This window comes from Enterococcus sp. 5H (genome assembly GCF_028128615.1).
Classification (GTDB): Bacteria; Bacillota; Bacilli; order Lactobacillales; family Enterococcaceae; genus Enterococcus_L.
Genome location: NZ_AMDP01000018.1, coordinates 15,399 through 32,539 on the forward strand (window position 1 = coordinate 15,399; position 17,141 = coordinate 32,539).

Sequence of the window (17,141 nt, forward strand, 5' to 3'; positions counted from 1 at the left end):
TTTCAAGAGAAAAAGTTAATGTTAAAATGAATTGACAGAATTGAATTTGGAGGATTATCAGATAAATGAAAAAGAAGATGCTATTATTTTTTACTCTAATCGGAATGCTTACTTTATCAGGATGTGCTAAATGGATTGATCGAGGTGAATCGATTACGGCGGTTGGTTCATCAGCGTTACAGCCTTTGGTTGAGACTGCAGCAGAAGAGTTCCAAAATCAAAATCCGGGACGTTTTATTAATGTTCAAGGTGGAGGTAGCGGAACAGGTTTAAGCCAGGTTCAATCAGGTGCAGTTGATATTGGTAATTCTGATTTATTCGCTGAAGAAAAGAATGGAATTGATGCAAGTAAACTAACCGATCACCGAGTTGCTGTAGTCGGTATTACACCAATCGTCAACAAGGGTGTGGGTGTAAATGATATTTCCATAGAAAATCTGAGAAAAATTTTCTTAGGTGAAATCAAAAATTGGAAAGAATTAGGCGGTAAAGATATCCCTATCGTTCTATTGAACCGTGCATCAGGAAGTGGAACAAGAGCAACGTTTGAAAAATGGGTTCTGGATGGAAAAACAGCTATTCAAGCCCAAGAACAAGATTCAAGTGGAATGGTCCGGTCTATTGTGGCGGACACTCCAGGAGCAATCAGTTACACGGCTTTCTCATATGTGACAGATGAAGTGGCTACCTTAAGTATTGAAGGGGTAAAACCGACAGATGAGAATGTTATGACAAATAAATGGACTATTTGGTCTTATGAGCATATGTACACTTTAGGAACGCCGAAAGAGTTAACAAAAGAATTTCTAGCGTTTATGTTATCAGATGAAGTTCAAAATGGAATTATTGGTCAGTTAGGCTATATTCCTGTTTCTAAAATGGAAGTTGAACGTGATTGGCAAGGAAACATTATCAAAGATTAGACCTTTACACAAAATTTACAAACTTAACACAAGATTTACATGTTATTAAACACAAATTGATATTCAAAAGATACACTTACGTTATTATGGAAAGTTGTGTGAAACAAAGCTATTTTAGCTGACGTTAAAAGTACGAAATCAACTTTTCGATTGTTTGAGGAGGAATTGCTTTGGAAGATGTGCAGAAAAAATTATTAACAAAATCAAAGCGTGCAAGAATGGAGCAACGAGGAAAATTTATTAGCTTTCTTTGTATAGCACTGATTGTTCTAGTTGTATTATCGATTTTCTATTTTGTCGCAAGTAAAGGTTTGGCGACCTTCTTCACCAATGAAATTAAAGTTTCTGATTTTTTGTTTGGGAGTAATTGGAATCCTAGTGAAACAGGAACTGATGGAAAACCGATGGTTGGTGCACTGCCAATGATTGCAGGTTCCTTTATTGTTACTTTTTTATCAGCAATTATCGCGACACCTTTTGCGATTGGTGCAGCTGTTTTCATGACAGAAATCTCGCCGAAAAAAGGGTCTAAAATTTTACAACCAGTTATTGAGTTATTAGTTGGGATTCCATCGGTTGTTTATGGATTTATTGGATTATCTGTAATCGTTCCGTTTATCCGCTCTATCTTTGGTGGAACAGGTTTTGGTATTTTAGCTGGAACCTTTGTCTTATTTGTTATGATTTTACCAACTGTTACGACAATGACAGTTGATGCCTTAAAATCAGTACCTAGACACTATCGGGAAGCTTCATTAGCCTTAGGTGCAACACGTTGGCAAACGATTTATAAAGTTGTTTTACGAGCAGCTGTACCTGGTATTTTAACTGCTGTGGTTTTTGGCATGGCCCGCGCTTTTGGTGAAGCTTTAGCAATACAAATGGTTATCGGGAATGCTGCAGTTATGCCAACAAGCTTAACGACTCCAGCGTCAACATTGACTAGTATTTTAACGATGGGAATTGGTAATACGATTATGGGAACAGTAGAAAACAATGTTCTTTGGTCACTTGCTTTGATCCTATTATTAATGTCATTATTATTTAATATTGTTATTCGAATTATCGGTAGGAAAGGAGCCTTGAAATAATGAATGCAAAAAAAGCAGATAAATTCGCAACAGGTGTCTTATATGCGATTTCAGGAGTGATTGTTCTGATTTTAGCAGCATTACTTCTTTATATCCTTGTTCGAGGTATTCCGCATATTTCTTGGGACTTCTTGACTAAACCTTCGAAAGCTTATCAAGCTGGCGGTGGTATTGGTATTCAATTGTTTAACTCGATTTATCTTTTATTTATTACCATGCTGATTAGTTTTCCTATCTCACTGGGAGCAGGAATTTATTTATCAGAATATGCGAAGAAAAATTGGGTAACAGATGTGATTCGTACCTCTATCGAAATTTTAAGTTCGTTACCTTCAGTAGTTGTTGGTCTTTTTGGTTTTCTAATCTTTGTTGTACAAATGGGTTATGGCTTTTCTATTATTTCAGGGGCGTTGGCATTAACATTTTTCAATTTGCCGCTTTTAACAAGAAATGTTGAAGAATCATTAAAATCGGTTCATTATACACAGCGTGAGGCGGGATTATCACTCGGTTTATCTCGCTGGGAAACAGTAACAAAAGTTGTTGTTCCAGAAGCATTGCCGGGAATCTTAACAGGGGTCATTTTAAGTTCAGGAAGAATTTTTGGTGAAGCCGCTGCATTGATTTATACAGCTGGACAAAGTGCTCCAGCGCTAGATTTTAGTAACTGGAATCCATTAAGTGTTTCAAGTCCGATCAGTATTTTCCGTCAAGCGGAAACATTAGCTGTTCACATATGGAAAGTAAATACTGAAGGTACAATGCCGGATGGTGCAGCAGTTTCTGCAGGAGCATCAGCTGTTCTGATTTTAGTCGTCCTATTATTTAATTTTGGCGCTCGTTTTATCGGTAGCAGACTGCATAAAAAAATGACATCAGCCTAATGTTAGGGGAATCGGAATGAAAGAATATAATTTGAATGAAACAAATATTATTAAAGTGCCAGATCCAATAGCATTGTATACAGATGATTTACATGTCTGGTATGGTGATAATGAAGCAATTAAGGGTGTGGATCTAGCGTTTGAAAAAAATAAAATTACGGCATTAATCGGTCCGTCCGGTTGTGGAAAATCAACTTATCTACGTTCGTTAAATCGAATGAATGATGGGATTGCAAATACACGAGTAACCGGCGATATTATGTACAAAAATGTAAATGTAAATACCAAAGAGGTTGATGTCTATGAAATGCGTAAACGGATTGGTATGGTGTTCCAACGACCAAATCCTTTCAGCAAATCAATCTATGATAATATCACGTTTGCCTTAAAACAGCATGGTGAAAAAAATAAAAAGAAACTAGATGAAATTGTTGAAACTAGCTTAAAACAAGCTGCTCTTTGGGATCAAGTCAAAGATAGTTTGGATAAAAGTGCATTAGCATTATCTGGTGGTCAACAACAACGTCTCTGTATCGCTAGAGCAATTGCGATGAAACCAGATATTCTATTACTTGATGAGCCTGCTAGTGCCTTGGATCCAATCTCGACAGGTAAAGTGGAAGAGACATTAGTTAACTTAAAAGATGATTATACGATTATTATCGTAACGCATAACATGCAGCAAGCTGCTCGAATTAGTGATTACACTGCCTTTTTCTATCTAGGTAAAGTCATTGAGTATGATGAAACAAGAAAAATTTTTACACGACCAAAAATTCAAGCAACAGAAGACTACGTGTCTGGACATTTTGGTTAGGAGGAGCAAGATGACAAAAGAAATTATTTCATCCAAAGATTTGCATTTATATTATGGGAAAAAAGAAGCTTTAAAAGGGATTGATTTAAGCATCAATCAAGGCGAAATAACGGCAATGATCGGCCCTTCTGGTTGTGGGAAATCAACTTATTTACGCTCATTGAACCGAATGAACGATTTGATTCCCGGCGTGACAATTACAGGAAGTGTCCTTTACAAAGGTAAAGATATCTATGGTCCTAAAACAGATACTGTAGAACTTCGTAAAGAAATCGGAATGGTTTTCCAACAACCTAATCCTTTCCCGTTTTCTGTCTATGAAAATGTGATCTACGGCTTACGTTTAAAAGGCGAAAAAGATAAACAAGTATTAGATGCAGCGGTGGAAAGCAGCTTAAAAGCAGCCTCTGTTTGGGATGATGTGAAAGATAAACTGCATAAAAGTGCCTTATCATTGTCTGGCGGTCAGCAACAACGTGTGTGTATCGCGCGGGTTTTAGCTGTGGATCCTGAAATTATTTTGCTTGATGAACCAACAAGCGCACTAGACCCAGTATCCAGTGGTAAAATTGAAAACATGTTGCTAACGTTAAAAGAAAAATATACGATGATTATGGTGACCCACAATATGTCTCAAGCGTCACGTATTTCGGATAAGACAGCTTTCTTTTTACAGGGAGAATTGATAGAATTTAATGACACGAAGAAAATATTCTTAAATCCAAAAGAAAAACAAACAGAAGATTATATTTCTGGAAAATTCGGTTAAATAAAAGGAGGAATACACATGTTGCGTAGTCAATTTGAAGAAGAACTGTTAAATTTGCATAACCAGTTTTATGAAATGGGTATGATGGTAAGTAATGCTGTTCATAAATCAGTTCGTGCTTACATCAACCATGATAAAAAAATCGCTCAAGAAGTGATTGATTATGATGTCGATATCAATGATATGGAAGTAAAATTAGAAAAGAAAAGTTTCGAAATGATCGCTTTGCAGCAACCGGTAACAACTGATTTACGAATGATTATCACTGTGATGAAAGCTAGCTCTGATTTAGAAAGAATGGCGGATCATGCGGTATCAATTGCTAAATCAACGATTCGTCTAAAAGGAGAAACAAGAATTCCTGAAATCGAAAAAGAAATTTCCGATATGTCTGATTATGTGAAAAAAATGGTTGATAATGTGTTAATCGCTTATGTAAAAACAGATCAGAAAGATGCTCGTTTGATTGCAAAAATGGATACACGAGTAAATGAATATTTCGATAGCATCTATAGCCACTCGATTAAAGCGATGCAATCCAATCCAGAAACTGTTGTTAGTGGAACGGATTATCTCCATGTTGCAACTTATTTAGAGCGTATCGGAGATTATGTTACAAACATCTGCGAGTGGATTGTCTACTTAGCAACCGGTAAAATTACTGAGTTAAATAGCAATCATGATGAATAATTTAAATCTTAGCCTAGACAATTTTGTCTAGGTCTTTTTTTGTGATCAATCAAGAACGGAAAAATTTAAATTAACTATTTTGAACGTAATTTCAATATATTGTTTACATTATTTCAAACAAGTTGTATTATAAAAAGTATATTGGAACGCGCAGACCATTATAATTAATTTTTTGAGGTGAAGTAGTTTGGAAGATACAAAGGCAGTAGTTGGTAAAGTTGGAGTAAGTCAGCTAACAATAGCTGAGCAAAGAAAACAATGGTTCAAGGAATTTATGAAACCGTTTTTAGTGGTTGTGGTCATTTATATTACAATGTACATGATTCGAAATAACTTTAAAGCAGCACAGCCGTTACTGAAAAGTCAGTTAGGAATGACCACAACGGATTTAGGTTATATTGGTTTTGTTTTTTCTATTGTTTATGGATTTGGTAAATTTATTGTGGGCTATATCGTAGATGGGAAAAATACGAAGAAAATTTTGTCTATTTTGCTATTATTATCTTCAATTACTGTGCTATGTTTAGGGATCTTATTTACAATGAATAATGTGCCAATTGGCTGGGTAGTTGTATTTTGGTCACTGAATGGCTTGTTTCAATGTGTTGGTGGTCCTAGTTGTGCATCTGTAATTACGCAATGGACGACTCGTAGTAATCGTGGTCGATATATTGGTTTATGGAATGCTTCTCATAATATTGGTGGCGGACTTGCCGGGATTTTTGCAATTTGGTGTGCAACAACTTTCTTCAAAGGTCAAGTTGCCGGAATGTTTATTATTCCTGCGATTGTTGCAGCAATTGTCGCTGTAGTAACGTTCTTTATTGGGAAAAATCGTCCTGAAGATTTAGGCTGGAACTCAAGTGAAGAAATTTTTGGTGAACCGGTAGAACAAGCTAATGTGGATGCTGAGAATCTGACGAAATGGCAAATTTTCAAGAAATATTTACTAACTAATCCATATATTTGGGTATTATGTGTAGCCAATGTATTTGTCTATATTGTTCGGATAGGGATTGATAATTGGGCACCGCTATATGTTACTGAACATTTGAATTTTACACCTGAAGCAGCAGCACAGACTATTTTTTATTTTGAAATGGGTGCATTAATTGGCTGTTTAGCATGGGGCTATATTTCCGATTTACTAAAAGGTCGCCCTGCTTTAGTTGCGACGATTAGTACGATTCTATTGCCAATCGGTATTATTGGCTATCAACTAGGAACAACAGAGTTTGTGATAAATGCATCACTATTTTTACTTGGAATGATGGTTTTTGGTCCACAATTGTTGATTAATTTATCTATGTTGGGATTTGTTCCTAAAAAAGCAACAGTGGTTTCAGGCGGACTATTAGGAGCTTTTGCATATTTATTTGGTGATTCAATGGCAAAAATTCTGTTAGCTAAAATTTCTGATCCTACAAAAGAAGGGGTAAATTTCTTTGGACATGTATTACATGGTTGGAACGATACGTTTATTATTTTCTATATTTCGATTGTAATTATTGTTATACTTTTAGGAATCGTGGCTTTAGCGGAAGAAAAAAGAAAGAAAGCAGCAGTATAAAAGGAGAATAAAAAGATGAATGTACAAATTACAAACTTTAGAGATCTTGGCGGTATTAAAACTAAGAATGGCAAAACAGTCAAAAATAAAAAATTATTACGCTCAGGTCATTTAGTAAATTTAGATAAACAAACGCAAACAGCTTTAGTAGATTCATATGATCTGACAAGGATTATTGATTTTAGACGTGGTTTTGAGATTAGTGAATCACCAGATACACCAATTGAAGATGTAGAATATGTTAATTTAGATTTACTTGGGAAAATGAACGCTAAAAATTCAAGTCTAGCAGATTTTGCAAAATTAAAATCGATAGCAGCTGTTGATAAGCATATGTTAGGTGTTTACGAAGATTTAATTCTGAATCAAGGTGCTCAAGAAGGTTTTATAGAATTCATGGAGTACATTTTAGAAAATAAAAACGGCTCAACGATTTTTCATTGTTTTGCTGGAAAAGATCGGACGGGTTATGCTTCAGCATTATTATTATTGCTGCTAGATGTGGAAAAAGAAGAAATTTACAAAGATTTTTTAATTACAAATACCGAAAGAAAACAGGCAAATGATGAGTTAGTTCAGCAATTTAGAGAACAAGGGTTTAGCGAAGAACAACTCGAATCTTTAGCAACTGCCTTGTATGTAAAAGAGGACTATCTGGATCACGCGTTTCATTTGATTGAGAAAAATTTCGGTACAGCAGAAAATTATGCAGCAGAATGTTTGAACTTTGACAAAGAAAAATTGGCAGAATTTAGAAATATCTATTTAACGGATTAGCAGAGTGTCGTTTGTTTTACTTATTTTTTCTTGCTATAATTGAGAAAAATAAAAAGAACGGACATTAAATATGGATAAACAAAAACAACAGCTTAGTATTGAAGTTGCAAGATTGTATTATCAATCTGGTTTAGGGCAGCAAGAAATTGCTGAAAAATTAGATGTATCCCGACCGACTATTTCAAGATTATTGAATTATGCAAAAGAAAAAGGTTTTGTACAAATTACAATTTCTGATCCTTTTTCAGCATTATTTGAACTTGAACAACAGCTTAAGGAAAAGTACGGTTTGCTTGAAGTACACGTTGTATTTTCTCCAGAAACTAACTATCAAGTTATTACTGAATATCTGACTTCTTATGCTGCAGAATATTTAGAGGAAACCATCAAAAACGGGGATATTTTAGGCGTTAGTTGGGGGACAACGATGTATGAAATTGCTCGAAAACTCAACTCACAAGAAAGAGTAGGCGTGGAAATTGTCCAATTAAAAGGCGGAATCAGTCATTCTAATGTCAATACTTACGCGAATGAAACTCTAACACTTTTTGAAAAAGCTTTCCAAACGGTGGCTGTCCAATTACCGCTGCCAGTTATTTTTGATAATGCTGAAGTAAAAAGAATGGTTGAACAAGATCGCCATATTCAAAAGATTATCTCTAAAGGAAAACAAGCTAATGTTGCCTTGTTTACTGTGGGAACGGTTCGTGATGAAGCTCTATTATTTCGTCTGGGGTATTTTAGCGAAGAAGAACAGCAGCTTCTTAAAGATCAAGCGGTTGGCGATATTTGTTCACGTTTTTTTGACAGTCAAGGTGAAATTTGCAGTGATAAAATTAATGAACGCACAATTGGGATTGAGTTATCTGATTTACGAAAAAAAGAGAAAGCGATTTTAGTTGCTGGAGGATCAAGAAAAGTTAAAGCTATTGACGGTGCCTTAGCAGGTAAATATGCCAATGTATTAATCGTGGATCAAAGTGCAGCTGAAGAATTGCTAAAATTATAGTAATCCAAAGATCAAGAAGAACGGAAAATCAATAAATGCTCAAAGAATATCTTATTGAGAATTTATGTGTACCGTTTTTCTTTTTCTAAACATTTGAACATAATTTCATAGAGGTGTTTACAATTGTTCTTTGCAGATGTATAATAAATCTATCAAAAACGAAGGAGTGTCGAGATGAATATCGCTAAAATGATCGACCATACGGCTTTAAAGCCTGAAACAACAAAAGAAATGATTGTGAAACTTTGTCAGGAAGCTAAAGAATATCAATTTGCTTCAGTTTGTGTAAATCCATACTGGGTACAATTATCAAGTAATGAGCTTAAAGGTACTGGAATTGATGTATGTACAGTAATTGGTTTTCCTTTAGGTGCGAATACTTCTGAAACAAAAGCTTTTGAAACGAAAAATGCGATTGCAAATGGTGCAACAGAAGTTGATATGGTAATTAATGTAGGCGCCTTAAAATCTGGAGATTTAGACACTGTAGAAGCAGATATTCGTGCAGTCGTAGAAGCGTCTGGCGATGTTTTAGTAAAAGTAATTCTTGAAACTTGCTTACTAACAAAAGAGGAAATTGTGAAAGTTTCTGAACTATCAGTTAAAGCTGGTGCAGATTTTGTTAAGACTTCAACAGGTTTTTCAACAGGTGGAGCAACAGCAGAAGATATTGCTTTGATGAGAAAAACAGTTGGACCAGATATTGGTGTGAAAGCATCTGGCGGTGTTCGTACAAACGAAGATGTGATGGTCATGATTGAGGCGGGGGCATCAAGAATTGGTGCAAGCGCAGGAGTTTCTATTGTTTCTGGTAATAATGATGAACAAGGAAACGGCTATTAACAAAAGATAGAAAGTTCGAGTAAAAGCTTTTGGGAGTTGGTTGAAAAGCCCTTCCCAATTGACTTTAGAGATGAATGTAACCGAGTTCAAGTTGGAGGAAGTAATGAAGTATTTAATTGGTTGTCTAGGTTTGGTATTTTTTATTGGAATTGCATGGTTAACGAGTAATGATCGAAAAAAGGTGAAATTCAGACCAATTGTCATTTTATTGGTTTTACAGTTTTTATTTGGTTTTATTTTAATGAATACAAGCGCAGGGAATTTAGTGGTTGAAGGGATTGCTAAAATATTTAATAACTTGTTAGTATATGCTGGCGAGGGAGTAGACTTTGTTTTTGGCGGTTTGATTAACAAGAATGAAACTTCATTCTTTATTGGGGTTTTATTACCTATTATTTTTATCTCCGCTTTAATCGGTATTTTGCAATACTTTAAAATCCTGCCATTTATCGTAAAATATGTTGGACTTGCATTAAGTAAAGTCAATGGTATGGGAAAATTAGAATCCTATAATGCGGTAGCATCGGCTATTTTAGGGCAATCAGAAGTATTTATTTCGGTAAAGAAACAGCTGGGGTTATTACCTGAACATCGTTTATACACTTTATGTGCTTCCGCAATGTCAACTGTTTCAATGGCAATTATTGGATCATATATGTTTCTATTGAAACCGCAATATGTTGTAACCGCACTTGTATTGAATTTATTTGGTGGGTTTATCATTACATCTGTGATTAATCCATATGATGTAACAGCAGAAGAAGATGTTTTGGAAGTCAAAGACGAGAAAAAACAATCATTCTTTGAAATGCTTGGAGAGTATATTATGGATGGATTCCACGTAGCGATTACGGTTGCAGCAATGTTAATTGGTTTTGTTGCTGTTATCACGATGATTAACGCTATTTTCGAAAGTGTTTTAGGAATTTCCTTCCAAGATATTATTGGCTATTTAGTTGCACCGTTTGCCTTTTTGATGGGAGTATCAGCTAATGAAATGGTAGAGGCTGGAAGTATTATGGCGACGAAATTGGTATCGAATGAATTTGTTGCTATGACTAATTTAAAAGCAAGTACCGTAGAATTAACTGGAAGAACGACCGCTATTATTTCTGTTTTTCTTGTTTCTTTTGCAAATTTTTCATCAATGGGAATTATTTCTGGTGCTGTGAAGAGTTTAAATGAAGAACAAGGAAATGTTGTCGCTCGTTTTGGATTGAAATTATTGTTTGGTGCAACACTTGTCAGCTGTTTGACAGGAACAATTGTAGGCATACTTTATTGATCGATAGCTAAAGTAAGAGGTGAATGGAAAATGAAAAAATTTAAACGGATACATGTTGTGGTAATGGATTCAGTAGGTATTGGTGAAGCGCCTGATGCTAACGAATTTGACGATTTTGATGTAGATACACTTGGACATATTGCAAGAGAAATGAATGGTTTAGCTCTTCCGAATATGGGAAATTTAGGTTTATCTAATATCAGAGAAATCGCTGGCGTAGAAAAAGCAGTCAAACCAATCGGCTATTTTACAAAAATGCAGGAGACATCTGCAGGTAAAGATACAATGACGGGGCATTGGGAGATTATGGGATTGTTTATTGATAAACCATTCCGAGTTTTTCCTGACGGATTTCCAGAAGAGTTGTTACAAAAGATTGAAGATTTTTCTGGTCGAAAAATTATTGGGAATAAAGCAGCAAGCGGGACAGAAATTTTAGATGAGCTTGGTGAAGAGCAGTTGAAAACAGGTGCGTTAATTGTATATACGTCGGCAGATTCTGTTTTGCAAATTGCAGCAAATGAAGAAATTATCCCAATAGAAGAATTGTATCGTATTTGCGAATATGCCAGAGAAATTACTAGAGATGAACCTTATATGCTAGGTAGGATCATTGCTCGACCGTTTGTTGGAACCTCTAAGGAAACCTTCAAAAGGACTGCAAACCGCCATGATTATGCTTTAAAACCATTTGATAAAACAGTAATGGATACATTGAAAGAAAATGGTTTGGATTCAATTGCTTTAGGAAAGATCTCAGATATTTTTGATGGTGAAGGAGTTACTGAAGCAATTCGAACAGTTTCAAATATGGATGGTATGGACAAATTTATCGAATTACTTGATAAAGATTTCCGTGGAATGAGTTTTCTAAATCTAGTTGATTTTGATGCTGCATTTGGTCATCGACGTGATCCTTTAGGATATGGCCAGGCGTTACAAGAATTTGACGGACGATTGCCAGAGGTTTTTGAAAAGTTACAAGAAGATGATTTGTTAATAATCACAGCCGATCACGGAAATGATCCGACATATAAAGGAACAGATCATACAAGAGAATATGTTCCATTGCTCGTTTACTCCAAACGTTTTACCCAAGGCTGTGAATTAGATTTACGTGAAACATTTTCAGATATAGGGGCGACAGTGGCAGATAATTTTGAGCTGCCAATGCCAAAATATGGTACGAGCTTTTTAGGAGAACTAAAATAAAAAAAGGAACGGTGATAAAAATGAGAATGGTTGATGTAATTGAAAAGAAACGAAATGGTTTAGAATTAACAAAAGAAGAAATCCAATTTTTTGTTGATGGTTATACAGATGGGAAAATTCCTGATTACCAAGCAAGTGCTTTATTAATGGCGATTTTTTTCCAAGATATGACAGATGAGGAGCGTGCCAACTTAACTCTTGCTATGGTTGATTCTGGTGATGTAATCGATTTATCTGGAATTGAAGGTGTCAAAGTTGATAAACATTCAACTGGTGGTGTGGGCGATACAACTACCTTAGTGTTAGCTCCGCTTATTGCAGCATTGGATATTCCGTTTGCTAAAATGTCGGGACGCGGTTTAGGTCATACAGGTGGAACCTTAGATAAATTAGAATCATTTGACGGTTTCCATATTGAAATTAGCGATGAAGAGTTTATTAACATTGTCAACAAAGATAAAATTGCTGTTATTGGTCAATCTGGTAATCTAACCCCAGCTGATAAAAAGCTTTATGCATTGCGTGATGTGACGGGGACTGTAAGTTCAATCCCGCTAATTGCTGGTTCTATCATGAGCAAGAAGATCGCTGCTGGTGCAGATGCTATTGTTTTAGATGTTAAAACAGGTGCTGGAGCATTTATGAAAACAGAAGAAGATGCTGAGAAATTAGCAGAAGCAATGGTTCGTATTGGTAATCTAGTGGGGCGTAAAACGATGGCGATTATTTCTGATATGTCACAACCACTTGGCAGAGCTATTGGGAATTCACTAGAAATCAAAGAAGCAATTGATACATTGAAAGGCAATGGACCAGAAGATTTAAATGAACTTGTGTTAACGTTAGGTAGCCAAATGGTCGTTTTAGCTGGTAAAACAGATTCTCTAGACGAAGCACGTCAAATGTTACTTGGTGTAATTGCAGATGGTTCAGCCTTAGATAAGTTTGCTGTGTTTGTTAAGAATCAAGGTGGAAATCCAGAATGGGTAAAAAATCCAGATTTATTGCCACAAGCTGAATATACGTTTGAAGTGACTGCGGATAAAGACGGAGTCGTCTCTGAAATCGTGGCAGATGCAATTGGTGTTGCAGCAATGAAACTTGGTGCAGGTCGTGCAACCAAAGAAGATGAAATTGATTTAGCTGTTGGTTTAGTATTAAACAAAAAAATCGGTGATTCTGTAAAAGCTGGTGAGTCACTTGTAACTATTCATGCCAACAAAACAGATGTTTCAGAAGTTGAAGCGATGATTAAAGAGAATATCAAAATCGGTACAGCCGGTAAAGCACCAACCTTAGTTTATAAGCAAATCTCATAAAATAGTTGAGAATTGTTGATAATAAAAACGCGCATGCAACATAGTTAAGGAAGAACCTGACAGATTCGAGTATCATCGGATTATCGGGTTCTTTCTTCCTATATATAAAGAAACAATGATTTTGAAGTTCTATTCTAGAAATTGTACAATAGATATGTGATAACAAACAATGATTTTTTACGTGATTGTCAGGCTGAGATCATTATTGTACGGAAGTACAAGATAAAATTCATTCTTAAGTCCTATGACAAACAATAAAAAAGAAGGCATAATAGGTACATAAGGAAAACACCCTCGGGTGAAAAATTTGCTAAGGAGGCAATTTCCATGAAAGAAAGAGAACGCGTATTAGACTTAGTTAAAAAAGGTATCCTATCTTCAGAGGAAGCTTTAGTCTTATTAGAAAACATGGCAACTGAAAAAGATGAAAAACAAATCAAAAAAGTTGCAGACCAAGTAAATGTAACAAACCCAACTGCTGACACAAAAGAAAATGATAAAGTTGTAGATTTATTAAATAAGTTAGAAAATCCAAAAGAAGAAGTTGTAGAACCTGAGATTTCTGACGAAGATGTTAAAGCCAAAGAGCAAGAAGATCACGAACGTTTAGAAAAAATTCTAGATGACTTAGCAACTGAAGCCAATCGTGCTTCTGTTGAACTTGATGAAATTAATGCTGAAATCGCTGGTGTTAAAGAAGAAATCAAAGAAGCGCAAGAACAATTGATGGAATTAAACACTAAAGAAGAATTAGACACTTTAACAGACCAAGATTTAGCCCAAAGAGCTTCTTTAGAAGAAGAGGTCAAAACATTAGAAGATTCATTAGATGAAAGAATGCAAGAAAAAATTGCATTAGAAGCGGAACTAAAAAATATTCGTAAAGAACAATGGTCTGGAACTAAAGATCGGGTTGCTTCAAAATTTGACATTCCTGATGATTGGAAAGATCAAGCAACAGATACAATTAACCAAGTTGGCGAAAAAATGAGCGAAGCTGGTTCTCAATTAGGTTCATTCCTTAAGAAAACATTCAATTCATTTACTGAAACAATGAATGATAATATGGAATGGAAAGACGTTAGCTTTAAAGTTCCTGGTGTGGCAACAACGAAATTCGATCACGAATTCAATTATCCAACTCCTCAAGCAAGTTTGATTGATGTTAAAGTTGCTAATGGAAATATTGTTTTCAAAACTTGGGATCAACCAGACCTTAAAGTAGAAGGAAAAATCAAGCTTTATGGTAAAATGGATGCCGAAACACCACTTGAGGCTTTCTTAGAAAGAAGCCAAATCGATGTGGATGATGAAGTAATCTCATTCCAAATTCCTAATAAACGTGTCCGTGCGGATCTAATCTTCTATTTGCCGGAACGTACGTATGACCATGTTGCGATTAAATTGCTTAATGGCAACGTCACAGTAGAATCATTGAAAGCTAAAGATGTTTATACTAAATCAACAAATGGGTCAATCACATTCAATAAAATTGATGCTACTATGCTCGAAGTTGAAGGTGTAAATGGTGATATCAAAGTACTAGATGGTGAAATTTTAGACAATATCATTGAAACAGTAAACGGTACAGTAACAGTTGCTGCAACTCCGCAAACAATTGCTGTATCACTAATCAATGGTGATGTACGAATTACAACTAAAGAAAAAGGTCTACGTAAAGTTGAAGCAAGTTCTGTAAATGGAAATGTGAAAATTGCATTACCGAGTGAACTAGGAATTGAAGGAACTGTGAAGACAAGCCTAGGCAGTATTAACAGTCGCTTGAGTGAGTACGAAGTGATTCGTGAGAAAAAAGAAAGAACCAATCAATTACTACAATTTAGACGAGTAAATGATGATGATATGGCGCAAATCAACGCATCTACAACAACAGGAAACATTTATTTAAAAGACACAGATAAATAAATGTGTAGAACGATGATTCAGTAACACGTGTCAACTCGTTGAACAATAGTTAAAATGTTTAACTATTGTTCAATGGAAAATAAAAAAAAGGATGATTCTTCATCCATTCTATTGTAAAATCTATGTGATGAGAGGTGAAAAAAATGAGAAAACGATTGACGAAATCTCCTAATAATGTGGTATTAACAGGAACCTTAGCAGGGATTGCAGAATGGTTAGGGATCGATCCAACAATTGTACGTGTAATTTATGTGGTAGCTAGCTTTATCTTTATCGGCAGTCCAATTATCTTATACATTGTTTTAGCTGTATTAATCCCTTCAGGTAGAAGTCGAAATAATACCGGCTACGGACATCAAAATCAATATAACAGAAATACCCGCAATCCAAATCCTTATGCAAAAGATCAAAAACAAAGAAAACAAGCTGAAAAAGTGAATGATGATGACTGGAGTGACTTTTAATGACATACTTTCAACGTTTGATCGTTAATACGTTGACGTTTGTTTCACTCGCAGTAATTTTTCCTAATATGATTTTTGTGAGTAGTATTTGGATGGCAATCATTGCCGCATTTGTTCTCTCAATTTTGAATATGTTGGTGAAGCCAGTGTTGACGATTTTGTCACTTCCACTTACACTACTTACATTTGGATTGTTTAGTTTTATTGTGAATGCTGCGATTTTGAAAATGACTTCTTCTTTTGTTGGAGAAATGAACTTTGGTTTTTCTAGCTTTGGAGCAGCTATTTTGATGGCAGTAGTCATGTCTTTAGTTAACATGATCGTTAGTGAACGGAATATGAATAAATATCAAGGATAAAAAAACAGCTCAATGCTGATTATTCTCAAGAAATGAGTCATGCTACACTTTCGGGTGCGGCATGACTCATTTTATTTAGTGAACAAATCAGTCAAATCAAATACATGACATTCTTTATGCTGGTTAATATAGCCATATAAGATATTAATAAAATCAACTTGTTCTTTTGTAAAGTGCGTAATTCTTTCTGGTCGTTCTTTGGGCAGAATTTTATTGGCTAATTCATCTGGTGTATATTTAGCAAAAGTTTGCTTAGTGAGTATACGGCTACTTAGTACGCGCCCTTGATAAATTAAATAATATTTTATTTTCTTACCAAAAGGGAGGACAAGTAGTTGCCAATCATTTTGACTAGCTAAAACAAGTTTTTGATTTTGTTTAAAAAAGCGAGTAATAAATTGCCAATCTTCGCGAAATTTTAAGGCTTTTTCAAACGAATAATTATCAGATGCTGAGATCATTTTTTCTTCTAAACGTTTTTGCGGTTGTTGTCCTTTAAAGTTAAATGCGTTCAGTAATTCAGTTGTGATTATGTTTTGCGCAACTGGTTTTTGTTGTTCAGAAGTAAAATTTTGTTGCCAGTAATTTTGTGGATTTAAGTTGTATAATTCTTCTAAAATCCGTTTTAACTCAGCTAGTCTTCGATTTGTAGAAAAAGGGCCAAAGCAATTTTGATTTTTGGGTGTTGTTATGATATTCAGCTTAATTTCACCATTTTCGCTAGCAATCTCAATATATCTATATTTTTCAAAAGCATTCATCTGACGATTGTAGATTGGACGATAAGTTTGTATTAGCTGGCATTCCAGTAAAAGAGCATCAAGTTCGGTATCGACTTCAATTATATCAAAATCAGCAAGTTGCTGGATTAACCGTAGTGTTTTGCGAGAATGACTTTTATTCTTGATAAAATAACTACTAACTCGTTCACGCAATTTTTTGGCTTTACCAACATAAATAATCGACCCATGCAGATCTCTCATTAAATATACGCCTGGAGATAATGGTAATTTTTTTGCTTGTTCTTTTAAATTTTTTTTCATGGAAACACATCCAATAGACTGTTTTTTTATGAACGCCATTACATAACCTAAGTATACAAATTAATTGCTGGTTATGCCAACTCAAAGAGACCAACTGAGATGAAAGATTTATGTAAATATACGGCTGATTATTTACACGAAAGAATAACAATTAGTTTAA

Annotated in this window: 17 protein-coding genes; 16 read left to right on the plus strand and 1 reads right to left on the minus strand. The window is 35.1% G+C overall.

The genetic code is table 11. From position 1 onward, the window contains the following. Nucleotides 1-65 precede the first annotated feature (65 nt). The 16 genes from C240_RS04915 (at nucleotide 66) to C240_RS04990 (ending at nucleotide 15,938) form a co-directional block, all read left to right on the plus strand. Entirely contained in the window at nucleotides 66-923 is an 858-nt protein-coding gene (locus tag C240_RS04915; protein WP_271491801.1) for a phosphate ABC transporter substrate-binding protein PstS, read from the plus strand. Between the two features lie 170 nt (nucleotides 924-1,093). After that, on the plus strand, nucleotides 1,094-2,014 hold the full coding sequence (pstC, locus tag C240_RS04920) for a phosphate ABC transporter permease subunit PstC (RefSeq protein WP_271491803.1): 921 nt from the start codon (nucleotides 1,094-1,096) through the stop codon (nucleotides 2,012-2,014). Further along, nucleotides 2,014-2,898 carry a phosphate ABC transporter permease PstA gene (gene pstA, locus C240_RS04925; protein WP_271491805.1) on the plus strand — a complete coding sequence of 295 codons (885 nt, stop codon included), beginning with the start codon at nucleotides 2,014-2,016 and terminating at the stop codon, nucleotides 2,896-2,898. The genes pstC and pstA overlap by 1 nt, the downstream gene beginning before the upstream one ends. 16 nt (nucleotides 2,899-2,914) lie before the next feature. After that, the gene (gene pstB / locus C240_RS04930) at nucleotides 2,915-3,715 is read left to right on the plus strand and encodes a phosphate ABC transporter ATP-binding protein PstB (RefSeq protein ID WP_271491807.1); all 801 of its coding nucleotides are present in this window, start codon (nucleotides 2,915-2,917) and stop codon (nucleotides 3,713-3,715) included. A 10-nt stretch (nucleotides 3,716-3,725) separates the two neighbouring features. Beyond that, a complete protein-coding gene (pstB, locus tag C240_RS04935; protein ID WP_271491809.1) occupies nucleotides 3,726-4,484 on the plus strand; it encodes a phosphate ABC transporter ATP-binding protein PstB in 759 nt (252 codons plus the stop codon). Nucleotides 4,485-4,502: 18 nt separating this feature from the next. After that, nucleotides 4,503-5,174 (plus strand): phosphate signaling complex protein PhoU, encoded by a 672-nt coding sequence (gene phoU, locus C240_RS04940; protein ID WP_271491810.1) that lies wholly within the window; start codon nucleotides 4,503-4,505, stop codon nucleotides 5,172-5,174. A 187-nt stretch (nucleotides 5,175-5,361) separates the two neighbouring features. Continuing rightward, entirely contained in the window at nucleotides 5,362-6,744 is a 1,383-nt protein-coding gene (gene uhpT, locus C240_RS04945) for a hexose-6-phosphate:phosphate antiporter (RefSeq protein WP_271491811.1), read from the plus strand. 15 nt (nucleotides 6,745-6,759) lie between these two features. Next, nucleotides 6,760-7,521, plus strand: a complete 762-nt coding sequence (locus tag C240_RS04950) for a tyrosine-protein phosphatase (protein WP_271491813.1) — start codon at nucleotides 6,760-6,762, stop codon at nucleotides 7,519-7,521. A 70-nt stretch (nucleotides 7,522-7,591) separates the two neighbouring features. Further along, complete coding sequence (locus tag C240_RS04955; RefSeq protein ID WP_271491815.1) at nucleotides 7,592-8,530, plus strand: sugar-binding transcriptional regulator; 939 nt, start codon at nucleotides 7,592-7,594, stop codon at nucleotides 8,528-8,530. Between the two features lie 174 nt (nucleotides 8,531-8,704). Continuing rightward, nucleotides 8,705-9,373: a deoxyribose-phosphate aldolase gene (gene deoC / locus C240_RS04960; RefSeq protein ID WP_271491817.1), complete on the plus strand. Its 669-nt coding sequence runs from the start codon at nucleotides 8,705-8,707 to the stop codon at nucleotides 9,371-9,373. Nucleotides 9,374-9,476: 103 nt separating this feature from the next. Further along, complete coding sequence (locus tag C240_RS04965) at nucleotides 9,477-10,658, plus strand: NupC/NupG family nucleoside CNT transporter (protein WP_271491819.1); 1,182 nt, start codon at nucleotides 9,477-9,479, stop codon at nucleotides 10,656-10,658. A gap of 30 nt (nucleotides 10,659-10,688) precedes the next feature. Then, on the plus strand, nucleotides 10,689-11,870 hold the full coding sequence (gene deoB, locus C240_RS04970) for a phosphopentomutase (RefSeq protein ID WP_271491821.1): 1,182 nt from the start codon (nucleotides 10,689-10,691) through the stop codon (nucleotides 11,868-11,870). 20 nt (nucleotides 11,871-11,890) lie between these two features. Next, a complete protein-coding gene (locus C240_RS04975) occupies nucleotides 11,891-13,189 on the plus strand; it encodes a pyrimidine-nucleoside phosphorylase (protein ID WP_271491823.1) in 1,299 nt (432 codons plus the stop codon). Nucleotides 13,190-13,516: 327 nt separating this feature from the next. Further along, nucleotides 13,517-15,115: a daptomycin-sensing surface protein LiaX gene (gene liaX, locus C240_RS04980; RefSeq protein WP_271491825.1), complete on the plus strand. Its 1,599-nt coding sequence runs from the start codon at nucleotides 13,517-13,519 to the stop codon at nucleotides 15,113-15,115. A gap of 143 nt (nucleotides 15,116-15,258) precedes the next feature. Then, on the plus strand, nucleotides 15,259-15,579 hold the full coding sequence (locus C240_RS04985; RefSeq protein WP_271491827.1) for a PspC domain-containing protein: 321 nt from the start codon (nucleotides 15,259-15,261) through the stop codon (nucleotides 15,577-15,579). After that, nucleotides 15,579-15,938 carry a phage holin family protein gene (locus C240_RS04990; RefSeq protein WP_271491829.1) on the plus strand — a complete coding sequence of 120 codons (360 nt, stop codon included), beginning with the start codon at nucleotides 15,579-15,581 and terminating at the stop codon, nucleotides 15,936-15,938. Before C240_RS04985 ends, C240_RS04990 begins: the two co-directional genes overlap by 1 nt. Before the next feature lie 71 nt (nucleotides 15,939-16,009). On the opposite strand, the gene C240_RS04995 is transcribed toward C240_RS04990, so the two are convergent. Continuing rightward, nucleotides 16,010-16,981, minus strand: coding sequence for a GIY-YIG nuclease family protein (locus tag C240_RS04995; protein ID WP_271491831.1), 972 nt, complete (start codon nucleotides 16,979-16,981; stop codon nucleotides 16,010-16,012). Nucleotides 16,982-17,141: the final 160 nt, after the last annotated feature.